This window comes from Neptunicoccus cionae, assembly GCF_014643735.1.
GTDB classification, from domain to species: domain Bacteria; phylum Pseudomonadota; class Alphaproteobacteria; order Rhodobacterales; family Rhodobacteraceae; genus Amylibacter; species Amylibacter cionae.
This window is the reverse complement of the sequence record NZ_BMKA01000003.1, coordinates 573,302-592,688: the sequence shown is the minus strand read 5'-3', so window position 1 is coordinate 592,688 and position 19,387 is coordinate 573,302. Positions and strand designations below refer to the sequence as shown.

Genomic DNA, 19,387 nt, shown 5'->3' with positions numbered 1-19,387 from the left:
AAGGTGCGGTTTAACCGACGAAAGCTTTTTCCACCACAAAGTCGGCGGGCTGGCTGTTGGAGCCTTCATTCATGCCAGCGGACTCGCAGATGGCTTTGATGTCCACGTTCAACCCCATCGATCCACAGACCATCAAGCGGTCGGTCTCAGGGTTGAGCGGCGGCAGCCCGAATTCTTTGGCGACTTCCCCGTCTTTGAGCAGATGGGTGATCCGGCCCATGCGCGCGCTTGGTTCTTGCGTGGTGGTCGGGAAATACTTCAGCTTGTCGCCCACCACTTCCCCGATCAGCGGATCATCCGCAAGGGAAGCCACCAGATCCGCGCCGTATTTCAGCTCGGCGGTTTCGCGGCAGGTGTGGCAGAGGATCACTTCGTCGTAGCGTTCATAGAGGTCCGGATCGCGGATCAGCGAAGCGAAAGGCGCGATGCCGGTGCCTGTTGCGACGAAATACATCCGTTTGGCGGGCAGCAGTGCATCCAGAACCAGCGTTCCCACGGGTTTGGGACGCACGATGACTTCATCGCCGACCTGAATGTTTTGCAATTTCGATGTCAGCGGACCGTCTTGAACCTTGATCGAATAGAACTCCAACTCGTCGTCCCAGCTGGGGGAGGCGATGGAATAGGCGCGCAGCAGGGGTTTCTGCTTGCCGGTTTTCGGATCGGGATCGCCCATCAGGCCGATCATCACGAATTCGCCGGACCGAAAACGCAGGCTGGCCGGACGGGTCACGCGGAACGAGAACAGCCGGTCGGTGTAATGGGTCACTTTGGTGACGGTTTGGGCGTCGGGAAGAACTGGCACGGCTTTGGCCTCGGTCGTGGTAATAGGATTCTGATCCGTCATTGTCTTATTCCTGTCGAAAGGTCAATTGTTAGTGTAATAACAATTATGCAGATTTTTGCAACCGGTTTAGGTAGCGGTGTTCGGTCCAATTGGCACGGGCGCGCCATTGTGGTTCGGGCTGGCGCTCGGCAAGGCTTTGTTCGATCTCGATTTCGTCAAAGCCAACACGGCGCGCCATAGCGTATTGATCGGCGATCACGTGGCCAAAGGCCCGCAACCGGCCCGTATATCCCATCAGACGCAGGGTGCGTGCAATGGTAAAACCGCGACCATCATGGGCGTTGGGGAAGAAGATCCGGATCATGCCCACGGTTTCAAAATAGGGCTGCAACTGCTGCGCGGTCACAGTGTTGGGAATATCCAAACCGTAGCCGCGTGTGGGCTCTGCGCCGCCCTGTGTTGCAACATCCCAGTCCAGCAGGGGGCCGGACCAGTCGTCTTTAACGAAGCCGCTGTCCTGAATAAGTACGGTATGTGTCATGTCTCAGGCTCCTCTGACGATCTTGCCGTCTGCGCCGAAGTGGATGCCACATTCGACTTTTTCCTGTCCGCGCCAGCGGCCAGAGCGTGGGTCTTCGTTGCGGCCAACCGGCGTGGTGCAGGGCGCACAGCCGATCGACGGATAGCCTTTGGCCACCAACGGGTGGCGGGGCAGGGCGTTGTTTTCCATATAGGCAATCAGATCCTGCTGACGCCAGTGGGCCAGCGGGTTGATCTTGATGCGGATGTCGTCTTCGCTTTCAAACAGGTCCAGCACAGCACGCTGGCCGCTTTGGAACCGTTTGCGCCCTGTGATCCATGCGTCGTAATCACCAAGCGCGTTTTGCAACGGCTCGGTCTTGCGCAGGGCGCAACAGGCATCGGGTGCGCTCTGGTGCAGCGTGCCTTCAGGGTCAGCCGCAGCCACAGCCGCAGCATCTGCCCGCACGATCCGCATATTGGTCAGACCCAGCTTTTCAGCAACTTCGGCCTGATAATCCAGCGTTTCAGGGAACAGCATTTCCGTGTCGATCATCACCACAGGCGTGTTCGGTTTGATGGTGGCAACCATATGCAACAGAACAACTGATTCCGCCCCGAAAGAGGACACCAATGCCACATTTCCGAGCAAAGGATCGTTCAGCGCTTCGGTCAGCACAGGGATTGCAGCATGGTGTTGATAGCTGGAGTTCAGCATCTCCACACGTTCGGGAACAGTAAGGTAGGCGGCTTCTAATGGCATGGCGTGCGTCTCCTATTCGGCTGCGATTTGTTCGGCGGGATACAGCACGGCTTTGAACGGTGCGGCCCCCAAACGGCGGTAGGTTTCGAGAAAGGTTTCTTCGGCGTCATTACGCAGATCCAAATATCCGTAGACCAGACGTTCAATCGCGGGCACGATCTCGTCATAGGCAAAGCCCGGACCAGCCCGTTCGCCGATAGCGGCGGTTTCGGTGTGATCGCCCCCAAGGGTGATCTGGTAGTTTTCAACACCAGCCCGATCCAGACCCAGAATGCCGATATGACCCACATGGTGGTGGCCACAGGCGTTAATGCAGCCTGAAATCTTGATCTTCAGCGCGCCGATGTCATGCTCCAGCTTCAGCTCGTCAAAGCGTGTGGCGATCTGTTGAGCCACAGGAATAGAACGGGCAGTTGCCAGCGCACAGTAGTCCATACCGGGGCAGGCGATAATATCGGAAATCAACCCGATGTTCGCGGTGGCAAGACCGGCTTCGCGCAGGCGGGCATAGATGTCCGGCAGGTGGGATTTATGCACATGGGGCAGGATCACGTTCTGTTCGTGGCTGATGCGCAGCTCGTCGTGGCCGTAGGTTTCCGCCAGTTCCGCCATGACCCGCATCTGGTCCGCTGTCGCATCGCCCGGTGTCTTGCCGTGGGCTTTGGTCGAGATGGTGACGATGGCATAATCAGGGTTCTTGTGTTCCGCCAGATTGGTATCCACGAAAGAGCGGAAAGACGCATCAGCGTTTTGTGCCGCATAAAAAGCATCCAGTGGCGCATCAATGAAAGCAGGCGGTGCGAAGGCTTCTTTGATCGACGCAAACAGCTCCTGATCATAGCCGCCAAAGGCCTGCCGTTGCAGAACGAACGCCTTCTCCACTTCGTCGCGGATCACGTCCAGACCGTTTTCATGCACGGTAATCTTGATCCGCGCCTTATATTTGTTATCGCGCCGTCCCAGACGGTTATAGACCTGAAGAATGCTTTCCACATAAGGAAGCAGGTCTTCGGCTGGCAGGAAGTCACGGATGACCTTGCCCACCATTGGCGTGCGGCCCAAACCGCCGCCCACGATGACTTCGTAACCGGCTTCGCCATGCGCACCGCGCACCATGCGCAGGCCGATGTCATGGGCTTTGGTTACGGCGCGGTCGGTTTCAGAGCCAACCACGGCAATCTTGAATTTCCGCCCCAGAAAAGCGAATTCAGGGTGATCTGTGGACCACTGGCGCAGCAGCTCGGCCGTCGGGCGGGGGTCTTCGATCTCATCCGCGGCGGCACCGGCGAAATGGTCCGAAGTTACATTGCGCACGCAGTTGCCAGAGGTCTGGATGGCGTGCATCTCTACCTCTGCCAGCGCATCGAGGATATCAGGCACGTCCCGCAGCTTGGGCCAGTTGAACTGGATATTCTGACGCGTGGTAAAATGGCCGTAGCCCTTATCAAACGTCTCGGCAATCATCGCCAACTGGCGCATCTGGGCAGAGCGCAGCGTGCCATAGGGTATGGCCACCCGCAGCATATAGGCGTGCAGTTGCAGATAGAGACCGTTCATCAGGCGCAGGGGCTTGAATTCGCCTTCGGTCAGCGATCCGTCGATGCGCCGTTCCACCTGTGCGCGGAACTGTTTGTTGCGCTCGGCAATGAAATCTTTGTCAAACTGGCTGTAGGAATACATGGGTTAAGCCTCCGCTTGCTTGCCGTGGTGGTAATTACTGGGTCCGGTCATGCGAAAAGTCTCGCGGAAGTGGGCCGGCATCGGTTTGTCGTCAGGGCCAAGGGCGGCGTCTGCAAGGTAGGGTCCGACGATCACCTCCTGCTGCTTTTCTGCAAGGGTCAGCACGTGGTTCGCCAGCTTTTCAGTATCAAGGTACAGCGCATCCTCGAACGCATCGGCCCAGTCGCCGTTTTCGTCCCAGTAGATCACATCGCCTGTCAGCAGATGGTTTGCCGTCAGAACCTTCGGGGTAAATTTCTTGGCCATCAGGCTTGCTCCATTTCGTCAATATCAAGGTCAAGCGCAACTTGCGCTGCCGCCCGCGCTGCCAGACCCAGCAGCATCACTGCGGGACCGGACACATCCGAGGCGTTGAGGGTTTCTGGCAAGCTCAACAGCGTTGCCTGCAAAATACGCTGGTTTGCGCGGGATGCGTTTTCCACAACTGTCACAGGTGTTTCGCCGTTTGCGCCGTGCATCATCAGACGCCCTCGCAGGAAACTTGCCGCCTTTTTGCCCATATAAACTGCGGCCACCGCATCCGGTTTGGCCAGATCGCGCCAGTCCTGATCGGCAAAACCGTTCACATCATGGGCGGTCAGGAATTTCAGCGCAGAATTGCGGCCCCGTTGCGTCAGGGACAAACCCGCCCCCGCCGCTGCCGCCGAAGCCGCCGTGATGCCCGGTACAATCGCCCAGTCCACACCCGCCGCATCAAGCGCATCCATTTCTTCGTCCAACCGTGCAAACATCGCCGGATCACCGGATTTCAGCCGCACCACATGGTGGCCCTGCGCCGCGTGAGAGATCATCAGGTCATTGATATCGCCTTGCGTCCAGCTTTCGCCAAACCCGCGCTTGCCGGTTTCAACAACGATGGCTTCGCGCCGCGCCAGTTCCAGAATTTCGCCGGTGACCATCTGGTCGTGCAACACAACATCCGCTTCGTGCAGCAGTTTGCGCGCCCGCAGGGTCAGCAGTTCCGCATCACCCGGACCTGCCCCAACCAGATCGACACGCCCCGCACTGCGTTTGGCAGCGATTGTTTGCGCCAGCAGGTCTTTCAACTCCGCGCGAACCGCTTGCTCACCGCCAGAGGTCAGCGCCTTTGGTCCACGCTCAAAGTAAAACCGCGTCCAAAAATCCCGCCGCTTGCGACCCATGGGAAGAACCTCAACCGCGCTGCGAAACGCCTGCCCCAGACGGGCAAGTGCGCCAAGGGACGGGGGCAGGGCCTCTTCCACTTGTGCCTTGATATGACGGGCCAGCACAGGGGCCGCGCCTTCGGTGCCGATGGCAACCGTCACGGGATCGCGGTCTACAATGGCGGGGGTTATGAATTGGCTGTCTTGCAAGTTGTCCACGATATTGACCAGCGCACCGCCGGCACGCCCCAAGGCCGCAACACGCGCATCCGCCGCATCGTCATCCTGCGCCGCATAGACCAGACGTGCGCCGTAAACATCGCCTGCTATCATCTCGCGGTGATGCAGCGTAATGCGACCAGCTTCAGCCCAAGCCACGACCTGGTCCTCTGCGTCCTGCGCAAAGACATGAATTTCAGCTTCAGTCTTGAGGATCAGGCGCAGTTTCGCCACGGCGGTTTCGCCACCGCCTGCCAGCAAAACCCGCTGGTTCACAAGATTCACAAAGATCGGAAAATGCTTCATCGTCCAGTCCACTTTCAATTCGTTAGGTTCGATATAGCGGTTTGAAGGAAGAAATTCCATTTACAAAGCAGTTTCGGCGTGAAATAGGAATATATGACTTCCGTACCGAAAGAAGTCGGAATAAACGACGCATAATGTGAGGAATGACAAAATGTCCATCGCCCTAGACCCTCTGGACCGGAAAATCCTTGCGGAATTGCAAAAGGATGCCTCCCAGTCGCTCGACGACATCGCCCGCACAGTCGGGGCCAGTAAGACGCCGGTCTGGAACCGTATCCGCAAAATGCGCGAGGCGGGGTTGATCCGTGGTCAGACAACCTTGGTCGATGCCGAGATGTTGGGGCTAGAGGCTTGTTTCTTCGTGCTTATCCGCACGTCCGAGCACGATCAGAGCTGGCAAGACGCCTTTTTGAAAACCCTGCTGGAACGCCCCGAAGTGATGGAGGCCCATCGTCTTGCAGGGGACATCGACTATATCCTGAAAGTGCGTGTTACCAACGCGAAAGCCTATGACACCTTCTATCAGGCGCTGATTTCAGAGGTGAAAATTTTCAACGTCACCGCATTACTTTCAATGGAAGAAATCAAGAGCACAACGATTCTCCCAGTTTAGGCAGCGCAGCCCAATCCGGCTTCAATGTTCCAGAAATACTCAAAAAGCGGATGGCTACTTCTTCGACAACCCATCCGCTTTGCGCCGCACAATCACTGTGCGCAGATCGTGCATCGCCATCAGAAGATCATCAGCAAACATCGCGATCTGTTCATCCGTGGCGCGGGTCTGCACCCATTGCGCGGTCAGGTTTAGATGGTCCGTGGTGCGCAGCAGATCGTCGATGCGGCGTTCTTCGATAATCTTGCGTCGTGCCACAACCCAAGCGTCGATCTCGTTGCGCTCTGCTGCAGTGGGGATTTGATCCCCTTGCGGTTTCACTTCGCCGGACCGAATGTTCACCACGGCGATTTGTTGCATGTCCAGACGGCGCTGGCGGTTCTCCGCATCGACACGGTACACCGCCGCGCCATTTTCGCGAACACGAAAGAACAGGTTTTGCAGGTCGGCCATAAGTAATCCTATTTCAAACGGGCGCAGAAGTTCTGGATGCGGGTGCAGGCGTCTGTCAGTTCCTCATTCGAGGTAGCATAGCTGACACGAAAGTTCGGGGACAGACCAAAGGCCGCGCCGAAGACAACAGCTACGCCTTCCTCTTCGAGCAGTTCGGTTGCAAAGACCTCGTCTGAAGTGATCTCAACCCCGTTCTGCGTGGACTTGCCGATGCAGCCGGCAATCGACGGATAAACGTAGAACGCCCCGTCAGGGGTGGGGCAGGCGATGCCTTCAGCTTTGTTTAACATACCCACCACCAGATCGCGGCGGTCCTGAAACACGGGGCGGGAGGTTTCGATATAGTCCTGTTCACCGTTCAGCGCCTCAACCGCGGCCCACTGGCTAACAGAGCTGGGGTTCGAGGTGGATTGCGACTGGATCTTGCGCATCGCCCCGATCAGATGCTTCGGTCCGGCGGCATAACCGATGCGCCAGCCTGTCATCGCATAGGCTTTGGACACACCATTCACGGTCAGGGTGCGGTCGTACAGTTTCGGCTCCACCTCGGCAGGGGTGCAGAATTTGAAATCCCCATAGGCAAGATGTTCGTACATATCGTCGGTCATTACCCAAACGTGGGGGTGGCGCAACAACACGTCTGTCAATTCTTTCAGCTCGGCTGCGCTGTAGCCTGCGCCAGACGGATTGGACGGAGAGTTAAAGATCAACCATTTGGTTTTCGGCGTGATCGCCGCTTCCAACTGGTCCGCTGTCAGCTTGAAACCAGTCTGCATAGAGGTGTCTGCCACAACAGGCGTCCCCCCCGCCAGCAGCACCATATCAGGGTAGGATACCCAGTAGGGCGCAGGGATCACCACTTCGTCACCCGGATTAAGTGTTGCCATCAGCGCATTATAAAGCACCTGTTTGCCACCCGAAGACACCGACACTTGATCGGGCGCATAGTCCAGTCCGTTGTCCCGCTTGAATTTGGCGCAGATCGCTTGCTTCAGCTCTGTAATACCGTCGGGGGCGGTGTATTTGGTTTTCCCTGCATCAATTGCGGCTTTTGCGGCCGCTTTGATGTTGTCTGGCGTGTCGAAATCCGGCTCACCCGCGCTCAGCGCGATGACATCCCGACCGGCCGCTTTAAGTTCGGCGGCTTTTGCAGAAATCATGATCGTGGGGGAAGGTTTCACCCGATCCAGCGTTTTTGACAGAAAATCAGACATAATTTACCCCTTCTTGTGTTCCGCACTGTCTTAGGAGGGCGCTGCGCAGGGTGCAAGGAAAACCCTGTTAATGCGGGTCTTGCCTGTCTCGCACCCCCGCTCTAGAAGGCGGTATGGAACAGATGCACCCCAAAGACGAACCCCATGAAACCCGCCTGCGCAGACTGCGGATGCGATCATGGCGGCGTGGAATGAAAGAAATGGACCTGATTTTGGGCCGTTTCGCCGATACGGAACTGGCCAATCTGGATGCAGATGCGCTTGACGCGCACGAGCATTTTATGAACCAGCCGGATCAGGTGCTTTATTCTTGGATTAGTGGTGCTGCCCCCACTCCGGACGAATTTAAACCCGCATTGACGCGAATTTTAGACAATTTGTCAGTAAGATAGTCGTAATTTCGAAAAAAATAGCTTCTGTTTAACGAGTTGTTCGAACTTTTCCGCGATTCTGCCTGTGAATGGCTAATGGCGGAGAATAAAAATGAGCATTCATGCAACTGTAGACACAACTGAAGCAGACAAAAAGGGCAGGGATTTTCTCGGCTCCTATCTGGAAACCCTCTCGATGGTGGAGCGGCTCCACCGGTTGCTGCTTGATGTGATCAAGGATGAATTTGAAAGGTTGGGCCTGTTGGATATTAATTCCGTTCAGGCGCTGTTGTTGTTTAACATCGGCGATAATGAAGTGACCGCAGGGGAGCTGAAATCCCGCGGGTATTATCAGGGCTCTAACGTGTCCTATAATCTCAAAAAGCTGGTGGAAGCAGGGTATATGCACCATCACCGCTGCGAAATCGACCGGCGTGCGGTGCGGGTTCGCTTGACAGAGCGCGGGCGCGAGATCCGGTCTATTGTGACAGATCTGTTTGAGCGTCACGCCGGTGGTATGAGCGGACACGATGTCATAGGAGAGGTCGGATTGCAGAACATCAATACGGTGCTGCGACGGGTGGAACGGTACTGGACCGACCAGATTCGGTATATCTACTGAAAAGGCCGCAGTAGGTGTTGTCGGAATTGTTGAGGGTGCTGAAAGTGGCAAATGCTGGATAAGGTATCTTTACCAAGGGTATGCAGGCCGATCTTGGGGTGCTCCAAACTCGAAAAACGGCTGACACATGCGGCGTTTTGTGGTCTAACTGTCCATGTTAGAATGCCGTATCTCGGTATCGACCCGACGTTCGGGCCGCAGTTTTTGGGTGCCACCTATGGATTATGACCAACATATCGACGACGCTTTGAACCGCCTGCATGACGAAGGCAGGTATCGCGTGTTCCAGAACATTCGCCGGATGAACCAGCAGTTCCCCCGTGCGATCTGGTCGAAACCTGATGGCAGCGAAGCGGAAATTACCGTCTGGTGTGGCAACGATTACCTTGGTATGGGACAGCATCCGGTGGTGCTTGAAGCGTTGAAAGCAGCCGCTGACGAAGCTGGCGCCGGTTCGGGCGGCACCCGCAATATTTCCGGCAATACAGCCTATCACCACGATCTGGAGTTAGAACTTGCAGACTTGCACGGCAAGGAACGCGCGGTGCTGTTTACCTCTGCCTATAACGCAAATGAGGCAACGCTTTCCGTGTTGCCTAAACTGTTTCCCGGACTGGTTATCCTGTCGGATGAGCTGAACCACGCCTCCATGATCGAAGGTATCCGCCACGGCTTTGGCGAGAAACATGTTTTCGCCCATAATGACGTGAACCACCTGCGCAGCCTGTTGGAAAAGCTGCCTCGCGATACGCCAAAGCTGATCGCATTTGAATCGCTTTACTCGATGGACGGGGATTTCGCCCCGATCGAAGAAATTTGCGATCTCGCGGATGAATTCAACGCCCTTACCTATATCGACGAAGTTCACGCCGTCGGGCTCTATGGTCCGCGCGGGGGGGGCGTCACAGAGCGGGACAATCTCGCGGGGCGGATCGACATTATCAATGGCACTCTGGCGAAGGCCTATGGTGTCATGGGGGGGTATATTGCAACCTCTGATCGTCTGGCGGATGCGGTACGTTCTTATGCGCCGGGCTTTATCTTTACCACGTCCCTGCCACCCGCTGTTGCCGCCGCTGCGGCAGCTTCGGTCAAACACCTTAAAACAGACAACGCTTTGCGTGGTCTGCATCAGGAAAAGGCGGCTTTGTTGAAATCCCGCCTGCGCGCGTTGAACCTGCCGCTTGATGATCAGGGCAGCCACATTGTTCCTGTTCATGTGGGCAATCCGGTGAAGTGTAAGATGCTGTCGGATATGCTGTTGGAAAACCATGGTATTTACGTCCAGCCTATCAACTTTCCCACTGTTCCCCGCGGGACAGAGCGTTTGCGCTTTACGCCATCGCCGGTCCACACCGATGCCATGATCAACACTCTGGTTTCGGCGCTCGACGGGTTGTGGGGGCATTGCGCGCTTAATCGTTTGGATATGGTTGGGTAACCTTCCGGCTGTCCAAAACTCTTAAGTATTGAGCGGTTTTTCGCCACCTTCCAAAATGCAACAATTTTTATGCACGGGGGTGCACAAAAATCGTATCCTGTGGTAGAGATGCAATATAACAACGGATGAACGAATCGTCCGATGCGGGGGCAACCGCAAAATCAATATCCGGACGCAAGGGGTCAGGCAGGTTGGATGGACAAGGGCTTTGGGAAACAACAGCCACGCGGCTTTGATACGTTCGAGGTAACACTCGGGGATCAAATGCGCGGAGAGCGAGCCACACTTGGCAAATCCCTGCTGGATGTCCAACGGGATCTGCGGATCAAAGCCACCTACATTTCTGCCATCGAAAATTGTGACCCTTCGGTCTTTCAGACCCAAGGGTTTATTGCCGGCTACGTGCGGTCCTACGCCCGCTATCTCGAGATGGATCCGGATGAATGTTTCGTTCGCTTTTGTGAAGAAAGCGGCTTTAGCGGTGTGCATTCAGAACTGAAGCCCAATTCACTGGCCAATAAATCCGCAGCCTTGCTCCATACGCCGGTACGGCCTGCTACTGCGGATCCGATTGCGCGGCCCCGCATTCCAATGACCCCGCAATCCGCCGGTTTCCTGAGCAATATCTCACCCTCTGCGCTCGGCTCGGTTCTGGTTTTGGCTCTTTTGGTCGGGGGGCTCGGCTATGGCAGTTGGGCAGTCCTGCAAGAAGTCCAGCGCGTGCAGTTCGTTCCGGTGAACCAGACCCCCGGCGTCACTTCCGAAGTGGCGACCCTGCCGATTGAACCTACGTCCCAGCGGGATAACGTGGTGGCATTGAACCCGACATCGGATTTCCAGACCTCAAATCTGGATCAGCTTTACCGCCCGACCGAACTGGAAGTGCCCCAAATGGTGGCGCGGGACGCACCGATTTCGTCCTTCAATGCCGGTAGCCTCGGGGCTTATGCCGATCTGCAAATACACAATGTGCATCCCCCTGTGGTGGAACAGGTAGAAGAAGTTGCGCCGCGTGTGGTTGCCGAGGGCCCGCCCCCTGTGGATGTGGTCGCGCTGAAACCGGCGTGGATTCGCGTCTATTTTGACGACGGCTCTGTCCTGTTCGAAAAGATCCTCGACGCTGGCGAACGCTACCGCATCCCGAGCGATGTGGACGGCGCCAAGCTGCGTGCTGGTAATGCCGGTGCGGTTTTTGTGATGGTCGGGGACAACACCTATGGTCCGGTCGGGAACCGCGGTGGGGTCGTGCGCGATGTGGCATTGGGTAAAGATAATGTGAGCGAAACTATGGCCTTGGCCACCGATTTGTTCACCACGCCACTGGCACCGCCCCTTAACGGGATGAACCCTGTGGCCGACGCAAGCGGATCAAACTGATCTGCGGCATTGCAGCACTCGTCGCTGCATGTAAAACACCCTATATGCAGTAGAAACCGAATACACGTCAGGAAATCCTATGTCCCTGAATGCCGTGCGCCCGTGGCGCAATATTTACCGCCGTCAATCCCGCCAGATCCATGTGGGGTCTGTGCCTGTCGGGGGCGATGCGCCGATCTCGGTGCAAACCATGACCAACACGCTGACCCATGACGCGGCGGCGACGATCAATCAGATTCAGGCCTGTGCAGACGCAGGGGCCGATATTGTGCGCGTGTCCTGTCCGGATGAGGCCAGCACGAAAGCCATGCACGATATCGTACGGGAAAGTCCTGTGCCTTTGGTGGCGGATATCCATTTCCACTATAAGCGCGCGATCGAAGCGGCCGAGGCAGGTGCAGCCTGTCTGCGGATCAATCCGGGCAACATCGGCAGCCCCGAACGGGTGCGCGAGGTCGTCGCTGCTGCGCGCGATCACGGGTGTTCCATTCGGATCGGTGTGAATGCCGGTTCGCTTGAGAAACACTTGCTCGACAAATACGGCGAACCTTGTCCTGATGCGATGATCGAGAGCGGTCTCGATCACATGCGTATCCTCGATGACAACAATTTCCGCGAATATAAGATCAGCGTGAAGGCGTCGGATGTGTTCATGGCGGCTGCGGCCTATCAGGGGCTGGCCGAAGCCACCGACGCGCCGATCCATCTTGGCATCACCGAGGCAGGGGGGCTGACATCCGGCACCATTAAATCTGCCATCGGACTGGGCAATCTTTTGTGGATGGGCATCGGCGATACCCTGCGGGTCAGCCTGTCTGCCGATCCGGTGGAAGAGGTCAAAGTCGGGTTTGAAATTCTGAAATCGCTCGGGTTGCGGCATCGCGGTGTGAACATCATTTCCTGCCCGTCCTGCGCGCGGCAGGGGTTTGACGTGATTAAAACCGTTGAAATCCTTGAAAAGCGGCTCGAACATATCAAAACCCCGATGAGCCTGTCGATTATCGGCTGTGTTGTTAACGGACCGGGGGAGGCGCTGATGACGGATGTGGGTTTCACGGGCGGCGGTGCCGGATCGGGAATGGTCTATCTGGCTGGTGCACAGAGCCATAAGATGTCCAACGATCAGATGGTTGAACATATTGTAGAGCAGGTCGAAAACCGTGCTGCGCAGATTGAATCCGAAGAATTAACCAAGGCTGCCGAATAGGGTGCCATACAAAAGAGGAGTCGTGATGCTGAGTTGGTTTCTGATTGCAGTGATTGTCGCGGCCTTGTTGTGGTTCCGCTTCGCGCCAAGCGATCCGTCGGTGTGGCATAAAGATCCTGCTATCGTGCAAAAGACCGCCAAGCCCAACCAGTTTCTGATGCGCGATGGGGGAGATGCTGCGGCGGAAATCTTTGACATTTCGCCAGCCAAACTCGCCACTGCGTTTCATAAGGTGGCTATGTCCCAGCCTCGGGTCAGCGTTCTGACAGAAGCGGATAATGACTACTGGATCACCTATGTGCAGCGCAGCAAATTGATGGGGTATCCCGATTATATTTCCATCCGGATCGAACCGGTTGACGCAAATAAATCCGCGCTGCTGGTCTATTCTCGCTCGCGCTTTGGCCGGTCTGATCTAGGGGTGAACAAGGCCCGCGTGAAAGACTGGCTTGGACAATTGCGGAATGTCGTTGCGCGATGACAGGCACCCCTGTCCGGTGTCCCGCCACATGGGGTTGTTAAGGGACATTTCGCAGCGGGCCTGAAAATCCCGCCCGTCAACCCGCAGGCAGATGACTTCGCCCAATTCCACCCGTGCCCCGGTTTTATCGGTGCAATAACAGTCGGGCCATGTCACATCGGCATGTTGCGCAAGTGCGGCCGACCCGAGGGCCGAAACGAGCAAACCGGTCATCAAAGCGGTTCTCATCCCCTGATTATACGGGATTTCCGCCGATTTGTCACTTACTGCTTGACCTGCGGCCTGACGCGGGTGATTTCACCTCTATGATCCCGATAGAAAAACTCGAACAGATAAAACAGCGCTTTGCTTTTCTGGAAGCCAAGATGTCTGATGGTGGCGCCAGCGATGACTTTGCGGCCCTGTCCAAAGAATACGCCGATCTGCGCCCTGTGGTGGAAAAGATCGTGCAATACCAGACGCTTTTGCAAGATATTGCAGAGGCCGAGGATATGATGGCAGACCCCGAAATGCGCGAACTCGCAGCCGAGGAATTGCCAGCTTTGCAGGACAGTTTGCCAGCGCTGGAACATGCGGTGCAGCTGACACTGATCCCCAAGGACGAAGCGGACGAACGCTCTGCCATTCTGGAAATTCGTGCCGGTACTGGCGGGGATGAAGCGGCCTTGTTTGCCGGTGATCTTCTGCGCATGTACCAACGTTACGCCGAAGGGGCGGGCTGGAAGTTTGAGGTGATGGAGGAAAGCGCGACCGAGCTTGGCGGGTTAAGAGAAGCGGTCATAAACGTTAAAGGGCAGGGGGTGTTTGCACGCCTGAAATTTGAAAGCGGTGTGCACCGTGTGCAGCGGGTTCCTGTTACGGAAAGTGGCGGCCGCGTGCATACCTCTGCGGCGACAGTTGCGGTTCTGCCCGAAGCGCAGGAGGTGGACATCGACATCCCCGCCACGGATATCCGCATTGATACCATGCGGGCGTCGGGGTCCGGCGGGCAGCACGTGAACACCACAGATTCCGCTGTGCGTATCTTGCATATTCCCACCAACATCATGGTGGTCAGTGCCGAGAAATCCCAGCATCGCAATCGCGAGATTGCCATGCAGGTTCTGCGCACGCGGCTTTATGATCTTAAACGCCAGCAGGCTGACGAAGAACGGGCCGCCAGCCGAAAGGGGCAAGTCGGGTCGGGGGATCGGTCCGAACGTATCCGCACCTATAACTTCCCGCAGGGACGGCTGACGGATCACCGTATTAACCTGACACTTTATAAGCTGGATCAGGTGATGCAGGGGGATCTTGACGAGATTATTGACGCGCTGATCGCTGACGATCAGGCGGCAAAACTGGCAGAGATGGACCCATGATTCAGACCGCATCTATGGTACTGCGCAGCGGCACGCGTTTGTTGAATGGGGCGATCGGAGAGGGCGCCAGCCGCGACGCCCGTATACTGATGGCCCATATGCTTGGCGTTGAAACTGACCGGTTAACACTGGAGCTGTCACGCACGATTACGCCGACGCAGGTGTCTCACTTCGAGCATATGATTAAACGTCGCGCCGCTCATGAACCGGTGTCCCACATCATTGGCAAACGGGCGTTCTGGAAACACGATTTCAAGGTCACCGCGGATGTTCTCGACCCTCGTCCGGACACCGAAACGCTGATCGAACTGGCCCTGCAGGGGACTGCGCCGCGTCGTATTCTGGACCTAGGCACCGGTTCGGGCTGTATACTGCTGTCGCTTCTGGCGGAATTTCCCGATGCTGTAGGTTTGGGGACGGATATGTCTGAAAAGGCATTGGAAGTCGCGCAGGAGAACGCGAACACGCTAGGCCTGACCGAACGTGCCAGCTTCGCTACTGCGGACTGGTTCAACGGGCTGGAGGGGGCGTTCGATCTGATCGTTAGTAATCCGCCCTATATTACCGCTGCCGAAATGAATGAATTGTCGTCAGACGTGCGCGATTACGAACCCCACATGGCGCTGACGCCGGGGGGGGATGGACTGTCCGCCTATCGGATCATTGCCGAAGGTTTAGCCGGTTTTAAGGCCCCCGAAGGACGGGCACTGTTTGAGATCGGATACAAACAGGGACCCGATGTTACGGCTATATTCAAGGATGCGGGTTTCAAAGAGGTTAACCTTCACAAGGATTTGGCTGGTCACGACCGGATTGTTGCCGTTTCCTAGGCGAAAATCGGCAAAATGCATAAAAATAATGCTATAGCGCCCGATTATGCCGCATTTCCGCTTGTCATAGGAACCTTTGCCATTGTACTTTGGCCTATCGGATGATGGAACCGGTCGGTTCTCATCCCCTAGCATCCAAATAGGCATCTGGACTTTAGGTCTTTCCGAAGACTGCTCAAAATCAAAGACGAAAAAGGTACTCGGATCATATGAGATCTTCTAGCAAATCGCGCTCGCGCAACAAAAACCGTTCCAACCGTTCCAATCTCGGGAATGTGGTAAATCGGGTGTTCGACAGTTCCGGCCCCGACGGTAAGGTGCGCGGAACGCCCCAGCAGATTATCGAGAAATACCAGACCCTGTCCCGCGATGCCCAACTTTCGGGTGACCGTGTTGCAGCGGAGAATTTCCTCCAGCATGCCGAGCACTATGTCCGCCTGTTGGGCGAGGCCCAGAAGGAAATGGATCAGCGCCGCGAACAACAGGAAGCGCAGCGCCAGAACCAGCAAAACAACAACCAAAACCAGCAGAACAACAATCAGGGTGGTGGCCAAAATCAGGGCCAGAACCAACAGAACAACCAAAACAACGGTCAGCAGAACAACCAGCAGCAGGACAAGAAACCTGCGCAGGACGCCAATGGCAACGGTGGCGGGAACAACGCAGCCGCGCCAGCAGCGGTTGACCCGTCAGGTGACCAACCGTCCATTCCGCAAAGCGATGATCTGTTTCCAGGGAAGGAAGACGAAAGCAATCTGGTTGAAACACCGGAAAGCAAACCCGCTAAACCTGTGAAGAAAGCTGCCCCGCGCAAGCGTGCTCCTGCCAAGCCAAAGGCAAAACCAGCGGCTGAACCTGTTGATGCGCCGTCCGACCCGGCAGCCGCCGCTCCAGAAGACACCAAAGCCGCCGAATAAAGGCTACTGCGCCCGAAGCTGTTCGCTAAGGGCGCAAAAACCGGCGAGGTCGATCTCTTCGGCCCGTTGCGTCGGTTTAATTCCCGCAGCCACAATTCTGTCCTCAAGATCCGGTGCCAGCCCTTTCAGGCTGGCGCGCAACATCTTGCGCCGCTGGCCGAATGCCTTGGCAACAGTGCGCGACAACCAGACCGGATCGGCAGGGTATCTCGGTTCTTCCAGTCGCTCCAGATGCACCACAGACGATGTGACCTTCGGGGGCGGCGTGAACGCTTCTGGCGGCAACTCCATCACGATCCGCGCATCCGTGCGCCACTGGGAGAGAATCGACAGGCGGCCGTAGGTTTTGCTGCCCGGTTTTGCCACGATCCGCTGCGCCACTTCCTTTTGAAACATCAGCGTCAAAGACTGCCAATAGGGTGGCCATTCCGGTGGCGAAAGCCAGCGGGTCAGCAGTTCTGTGCCTACATTGTAGGGCAGGTTCGACACGATCCGCACAGGCGCCGTCAGATGGTCCCAAGGATTGATTTGCAGCGCATCGCCTTGAATCACTGTCAGCTTTCCGTCGTAATGCTCTGACACTTCGGCAAGGGCCGGCAGGCAGCGTGGGTCCTGTTCGATCGCCACAACATTGCGTGCGCCTTCCAACAGCAAAGCCCGCGTCAGACCACCCGGACCCGGACCGACTTCAAGCACATCGCAGGTGGTCAGATTGCCAGCCTGCCGCGCAATCTTTGCAGTCAGGTTCAGATCCAGCAGAAAGTTCTGCCCCAGCGATTTCTTGGCGCGTAGGTCATGGGTGTTGATCACCTCCCGCAGGGGCGGGAGTCCGTCAATGCTCAGCGTCATAAAGCGCCCTCGCTTGGGCCATATCGCGCGCACGGCGCAGGGCCTCTATCAATGATGTGGCATCCGCAATGCTCTGTCCGGCGATGCCAAAGGCGGTGCCGTGATCGGGGGAGGTGCGGATGAACGGCAGGCCGAGTGTCACGTTCACGCCAGCCGAAAAATTCAGTGTTTTGATCGGGATAAGCGCCTGATCGTGATACATGCAGACCGCCACATCATAGCTGGCGCGGGCTGCCGGATGGAACATGGTATCCGCAGGCAGGGGGGCGGTGATTTCCATCCCTTCGGCGCGCAGCTTTTGTAGTACGGGTTCGATCAGGGTGATCTCCTCGCGCCCCATAACACCGCCTTCACCCGCGTGGGGGTTCAGACCTGCAATCGCGATGCGCGGCGCAGTCAGGCCGAAATCGCGGATCAGGGCGGCGCGGGTGATGCGGATGGTGTCTTCCAGCAGCGCAGCCGTCAGCGCCGTTTTTACCTGCTCCAGCGGAATGTGGATCGTGACCGGCACCACAGACAATTCCGGTGCGGTCAGCATCATCACAGAACGATCAACACCGCCGAGTTCGGCCAGAAACTCCGTATGCCCGGGGTGGGGGAAGCCAGCACCTTCGATCAGGACTTGCTTGCTGATCGGATTGGTACACACAGCGCTGGCACTACCGTTCTTCGCGAAGGCGACCGACTGTTCGATAGACGCGATTACGCCTGCCGCATTGGCGTGGTCCGGTTGTCCGGGGATCACAGGGGCGGCAAACGACAACGGCAGCAAAGGCACGCCGTCGGCCATTGCTGCGGGTGCTTCCGCTGGTGCGGAAATTTCTATGGCGCTTGGGAAATGGCGCGGGTCACCGATCACAAAGAAGGACAGTTCGTCCTTCAGCGCGGACCATGCCGCGCGGGTAATTTCCGGTCCGACACCCGCAGGGTCACCGCTGGTCAGCGCGATAGGCCGTAGGCTGGACTGGGTCATGGGCGAACGATGACCGCATCGCCTTTCAGCTCTTGCAGATACCCCTGACCAAGCGCGCTGACCCGTTGGTTGAACAACCCGCTGCGGATATTGTCGCGCGTGCCTTCAGGCAAATCACGGGTCCGGTCACACAGCATCACAACGCTCAGCGTGCCTGCTGTGTTGGTGTAATAACTCGCTTCATGCCGGTCGAGGTTGGCGAGTGTCACGGCAATATGATCCGGCACTGTGCCGATGGTCTGGGTGTGATCTGTATACCCCGGCACGGCAAAGCGTTCGGATTCCGCCCGCAAGTCATCGCAGGTATCAACGTCGTTAATCAGGTCTGTGGCTTCGGCCAGCAGGCGTTCTGAACCGGGTTCGCCGGGTATATTGACGGTGGTATAGCTGACAGAGATCACTTGTTCCGCAGAAGCAGGATCGTTGCGAACGCCGCGCAGCTGGAACAAGCCAACGGTCGCGCCTAGTGTGACAGGGGCCGTTACTTCGCCCGGTTGCAGCGCCATGATTTGTCCGGCCAGTGCAGCGGGCAGCTGTGCAACGGGCAGCCAGTCAAGGCGGCCACTGCGGGCCCGGCTTGGCGCGCGGGAATAACGGCGTGCGGCGGCAGCAAAAGCGGCTTCGGTTCGAATGGACTTTGACAGGCTATCGGCGAGCTCCAGCGTCTGCGCATCGGTTTGCTGGTTCAGCGGCAGCCGGATTTCCGAGAATAGGATGGATTGGGTAGGCCGCACCACGATCAGGTTCAGCGTGGTGTCAATTTCACTGTCGCTGACGCTGGCGCGCCCTGCAAAGCGGGCTTGAACCAGATTGCGCCATAACAATCCGGCGCGCACAAAATCTTGCATGCTTTCCCGCGCCGCGCCCCGTTGGGCCACAAACTGGTAAAGCTGCTCGCCGGTCAGATTGGCGCGGCCAGCAAATTCGGCGACACCGGCTTCGATCTCATCTTCGGTCACGGTCAGGCCAGCCTGTTTGGCTGCTTGCAGCCGCAGCCGGTCCTCGATCAGCTGTTCTTCAGCGGTCTTACGCAGGTCGCCAGTGGTCCCAAAAGCCTGTAGCAGCAGAACCCGCTGATTGATCTCAAAGTTGGTGACAACGCTGTCGTTCACCCTGATGGCCACGCCGTAAGGGTTGCTGCTTTGTGCAGATGCGGGGGAAGCAACCGCCATCAGACCTGCCATTAGAGCCACTGCCACTGATTTCATATCTACCACCTG

The 19,387-nt window shown here is 57.0% G+C and carries 21 protein-coding genes; 10 read left to right on the top strand and 11 right to left on the bottom strand.

Annotated elements, in window-relative coordinates; genetic code table 11:
• Positions 1-10: 10 nt before the first annotated feature.
• Genes IEX10_RS13810 through cysG form a run of 6 tightly spaced genes read right to left on the bottom strand, consistent with a single transcriptional unit; the run spans position 11 to position 5,458 of the window.
• Positions 11-847, bottom strand: coding sequence for a ferredoxin--NADP reductase (locus tag IEX10_RS13810; RefSeq protein WP_188676348.1), 837 nt, complete (start codon positions 845-847; stop codon positions 11-13).
• Between the two features lie 43 nt (positions 848-890).
• Positions 891-1,328: a DUF934 domain-containing protein gene (locus IEX10_RS13805; RefSeq protein ID WP_188676345.1), complete on the bottom strand. Its 438-nt coding sequence runs from the start codon at positions 1,326-1,328 to the stop codon at positions 891-893.
• Between the two features lie 3 nt (positions 1,329-1,331).
• The gene (locus IEX10_RS13800) at positions 1,332-2,069 is read right to left on the bottom strand and encodes a phosphoadenylyl-sulfate reductase (RefSeq protein WP_188676342.1); all 738 of its coding nucleotides are present in this window, start codon (positions 2,067-2,069) and stop codon (positions 1,332-1,334) included.
• A gap of 12 nt (positions 2,070-2,081) precedes the next feature.
• The gene (locus IEX10_RS13795; RefSeq protein WP_188676341.1) at positions 2,082-3,749 is read right to left on the bottom strand and encodes a nitrite/sulfite reductase; all 1,668 of its coding nucleotides are present in this window, start codon (positions 3,747-3,749) and stop codon (positions 2,082-2,084) included.
• 3 nt (positions 3,750-3,752) lie between these two features.
• A complete protein-coding gene (locus tag IEX10_RS13790; protein WP_188676337.1) occupies positions 3,753-4,055 on the bottom strand; it encodes a DUF2849 domain-containing protein in 303 nt (100 codons plus the stop codon).
• On the bottom strand, positions 4,055-5,458 hold the full coding sequence (gene cysG, locus IEX10_RS13785; protein ID WP_188676482.1) for a siroheme synthase CysG: 1,404 nt from the start codon (positions 5,456-5,458) through the stop codon (positions 4,055-4,057). Before cysG ends, IEX10_RS13790 begins: the two co-directional genes overlap by 1 nt.
• A 151-nt stretch (positions 5,459-5,609) precedes the next feature.
• Here cysG and IEX10_RS13780 point away from each other — a divergent pair, with 151 nt between their 5' ends.
• The gene (locus IEX10_RS13780; RefSeq protein ID WP_188676334.1) at positions 5,610-6,071 is read left to right on the top strand and encodes an Lrp/AsnC family transcriptional regulator; all 462 of its coding nucleotides are present in this window, start codon (positions 5,610-5,612) and stop codon (positions 6,069-6,071) included.
• A gap of 54 nt (positions 6,072-6,125) precedes the next feature.
• Here the strand turns inward: IEX10_RS13780 and IEX10_RS13775 are convergent, their stop codons facing one another.
• Both IEX10_RS13775 and IEX10_RS13770 read right to left on the bottom strand, forming a co-directional pair.
• Positions 6,126-6,524, bottom strand: coding sequence for a hypothetical protein (locus IEX10_RS13775; protein WP_188676331.1), 399 nt, complete (start codon positions 6,522-6,524; stop codon positions 6,126-6,128).
• Between the two features lie 8 nt (positions 6,525-6,532).
• The gene (locus IEX10_RS13770) at positions 6,533-7,738 is read right to left on the bottom strand and encodes a pyridoxal phosphate-dependent aminotransferase (protein WP_188676329.1); all 1,206 of its coding nucleotides are present in this window, start codon (positions 7,736-7,738) and stop codon (positions 6,533-6,535) included.
• 113 nt (positions 7,739-7,851) lie between these two features.
• On the opposite strand from IEX10_RS13770, the gene IEX10_RS13765 reads away from it, so the two are divergent.
• The 9 genes from IEX10_RS13765 (at position 7,852) to IEX10_RS13725 (ending at position 16,345) form a co-directional block, all read left to right on the top strand.
• The gene (locus IEX10_RS13765) at positions 7,852-8,130 is read left to right on the top strand and encodes a succinate dehydrogenase assembly factor 2 (protein WP_229678554.1); all 279 of its coding nucleotides are present in this window, start codon (positions 7,852-7,854) and stop codon (positions 8,128-8,130) included.
• 91 nt (positions 8,131-8,221) lie between these two features.
• Complete coding sequence (locus tag IEX10_RS13760) at positions 8,222-8,731, top strand: MarR family winged helix-turn-helix transcriptional regulator (RefSeq protein WP_188676326.1); 510 nt, start codon at positions 8,222-8,224, stop codon at positions 8,729-8,731.
• Positions 8,732-8,948: 217 nt separating this feature from the next.
• On the top strand, positions 8,949-10,172 hold the full coding sequence (gene hemA, locus IEX10_RS13755; RefSeq protein WP_188676324.1) for a 5-aminolevulinate synthase: 1,224 nt from the start codon (positions 8,949-8,951) through the stop codon (positions 10,170-10,172).
• Positions 10,173-10,367: 195 nt separating this feature from the next.
• Positions 10,368-11,549 carry a helix-turn-helix domain-containing protein gene (locus IEX10_RS13750; RefSeq protein ID WP_188676322.1) on the top strand — a complete coding sequence of 394 codons (1,182 nt, stop codon included), beginning with the start codon at positions 10,368-10,370 and terminating at the stop codon, positions 11,547-11,549.
• 79 nt (positions 11,550-11,628) lie between these two features.
• Positions 11,629-12,756 (top strand): flavodoxin-dependent (E)-4-hydroxy-3-methylbut-2-enyl-diphosphate synthase, encoded by a 1,128-nt coding sequence (gene ispG / locus IEX10_RS13745; protein WP_188676320.1) that lies wholly within the window; start codon positions 11,629-11,631, stop codon positions 12,754-12,756.
• 25 nt (positions 12,757-12,781) lie between these two features.
• Positions 12,782-13,237, top strand: coding sequence for a DUF1499 domain-containing protein (locus tag IEX10_RS13740; RefSeq protein ID WP_188676319.1), 456 nt, complete (start codon positions 12,782-12,784; stop codon positions 13,235-13,237).
• Between the two features lie 305 nt (positions 13,238-13,542).
• Positions 13,543-14,598 carry a peptide chain release factor 1 gene (gene prfA, locus IEX10_RS13735; protein WP_188676317.1) on the top strand — a complete coding sequence of 352 codons (1,056 nt, stop codon included), beginning with the start codon at positions 13,543-13,545 and terminating at the stop codon, positions 14,596-14,598.
• The gene (prmC, locus tag IEX10_RS13730; RefSeq protein ID WP_188676315.1) at positions 14,595-15,428 is read left to right on the top strand and encodes a peptide chain release factor N(5)-glutamine methyltransferase; all 834 of its coding nucleotides are present in this window, start codon (positions 14,595-14,597) and stop codon (positions 15,426-15,428) included. Before prfA ends, prmC begins: the two co-directional genes overlap by 4 nt.
• 209 nt (positions 15,429-15,637) lie before the next feature.
• Positions 15,638-16,345, top strand: coding sequence for a DUF4167 domain-containing protein (locus IEX10_RS13725; RefSeq protein ID WP_188676313.1), 708 nt, complete (start codon positions 15,638-15,640; stop codon positions 16,343-16,345).
• Between the two features lie 3 nt (positions 16,346-16,348).
• On the opposite strand, the gene rsmA is transcribed toward IEX10_RS13725, so the two are convergent.
• From rsmA to IEX10_RS13710, 3 genes are read right to left on the bottom strand one after another with little or no spacing between them, the layout of a single operon-like run.
• Positions 16,349-17,194 carry a 16S rRNA (adenine(1518)-N(6)/adenine(1519)-N(6))-dimethyltransferase RsmA gene (gene rsmA, locus IEX10_RS13720; protein ID WP_188676310.1) on the bottom strand — a complete coding sequence of 282 codons (846 nt, stop codon included), beginning with the start codon at positions 17,192-17,194 and terminating at the stop codon, positions 16,349-16,351.
• The gene (gene pdxA / locus IEX10_RS13715; RefSeq protein ID WP_188676307.1) at positions 17,178-18,167 is read right to left on the bottom strand and encodes a 4-hydroxythreonine-4-phosphate dehydrogenase PdxA; all 990 of its coding nucleotides are present in this window, start codon (positions 18,165-18,167) and stop codon (positions 17,178-17,180) included. Before pdxA ends, rsmA begins: the two co-directional genes overlap by 17 nt.
• The gene (locus IEX10_RS13710; RefSeq protein ID WP_188676304.1) at positions 18,164-19,375 is read right to left on the bottom strand and encodes a peptidylprolyl isomerase; all 1,212 of its coding nucleotides are present in this window, start codon (positions 19,373-19,375) and stop codon (positions 18,164-18,166) included. Before IEX10_RS13710 ends, pdxA begins: the two co-directional genes overlap by 4 nt.
• Positions 19,376-19,387 lie beyond the last annotated feature (12 nt).

Excerpts from the sequence above, each read along its gene's own strand:
- IEX10_RS13810 (WP_188676348.1), bottom strand. The coding sequence starts at position 847 with ATGACGGATCAGAATCCTATTACCACGACCGAGGCCAAAGCCGTGCCA.
- IEX10_RS13805 (WP_188676345.1), bottom strand. The coding sequence starts at position 1,328 with ATGACACATACCGTACTTATTCAGGACAGCGGCTTCGTTAAAGACGAC.
- IEX10_RS13800 (WP_188676342.1), bottom strand. The coding sequence starts at position 2,069 with ATGCCATTAGAAGCCGCCTACCTTACTGTTCCCGAACGTGTGGAGATG.
- IEX10_RS13795 (WP_188676341.1), bottom strand. The coding sequence starts at position 3,749 with ATGTATTCCTACAGCCAGTTTGACAAAGATTTCATTGCCGAGCGCAAC.
- IEX10_RS13790 (WP_188676337.1), bottom strand. The coding sequence starts at position 4,055 with ATGGCCAAGAAATTTACCCCGAAGGTTCTGACGGCAAACCATCTGCTG.
- cysG (WP_188676482.1), bottom strand. The coding sequence starts at position 5,458 with ATGAAGCATTTTCCGATCTTTGTGAATCTTGTGAACCAGCGGGTTTTG.
- IEX10_RS13780 (WP_188676334.1), top strand. The coding sequence starts at position 5,610 with ATGTCCATCGCCCTAGACCCTCTGGACCGGAAAATCCTTGCGGAATTG.
- IEX10_RS13775 (WP_188676331.1), bottom strand. The coding sequence starts at position 6,524 with ATGGCCGACCTGCAAAACCTGTTCTTTCGTGTTCGCGAAAATGGCGCG.
- IEX10_RS13770 (WP_188676329.1), bottom strand. The coding sequence starts at position 7,738 with ATGTCTGATTTTCTGTCAAAAACGCTGGATCGGGTGAAACCTTCCCCC.
- IEX10_RS13765 (WP_229678554.1), top strand. The coding sequence starts at position 7,852 with ATGGAACAGATGCACCCCAAAGACGAACCCCATGAAACCCGCCTGCGC.
- IEX10_RS13760 (WP_188676326.1), top strand. The coding sequence starts at position 8,222 with ATGAGCATTCATGCAACTGTAGACACAACTGAAGCAGACAAAAAGGGC.
- hemA (WP_188676324.1), top strand. The coding sequence starts at position 8,949 with ATGGATTATGACCAACATATCGACGACGCTTTGAACCGCCTGCATGAC.
- IEX10_RS13750 (WP_188676322.1), top strand. The coding sequence starts at position 10,368 with ATGGACAAGGGCTTTGGGAAACAACAGCCACGCGGCTTTGATACGTTC.
- ispG (WP_188676320.1), top strand. The coding sequence starts at position 11,629 with ATGTCCCTGAATGCCGTGCGCCCGTGGCGCAATATTTACCGCCGTCAA.
- IEX10_RS13740 (WP_188676319.1), top strand. The coding sequence starts at position 12,782 with ATGCTGAGTTGGTTTCTGATTGCAGTGATTGTCGCGGCCTTGTTGTGG.
- prfA (WP_188676317.1), top strand. The coding sequence starts at position 13,543 with ATGATCCCGATAGAAAAACTCGAACAGATAAAACAGCGCTTTGCTTTT.
- prmC (WP_188676315.1), top strand. The coding sequence starts at position 14,595 with ATGATTCAGACCGCATCTATGGTACTGCGCAGCGGCACGCGTTTGTTG.
- IEX10_RS13725 (WP_188676313.1), top strand. The coding sequence starts at position 15,638 with ATGAGATCTTCTAGCAAATCGCGCTCGCGCAACAAAAACCGTTCCAAC.
- rsmA (WP_188676310.1), bottom strand. The coding sequence starts at position 17,194 with ATGACGCTGAGCATTGACGGACTCCCGCCCCTGCGGGAGGTGATCAAC.
- pdxA (WP_188676307.1), bottom strand. The coding sequence starts at position 18,167 with ATGACCCAGTCCAGCCTACGGCCTATCGCGCTGACCAGCGGTGACCCT.
- IEX10_RS13710 (WP_188676304.1), bottom strand. The coding sequence starts at position 19,375 with ATGAAATCAGTGGCAGTGGCTCTAATGGCAGGTCTGATGGCGGTTGCT.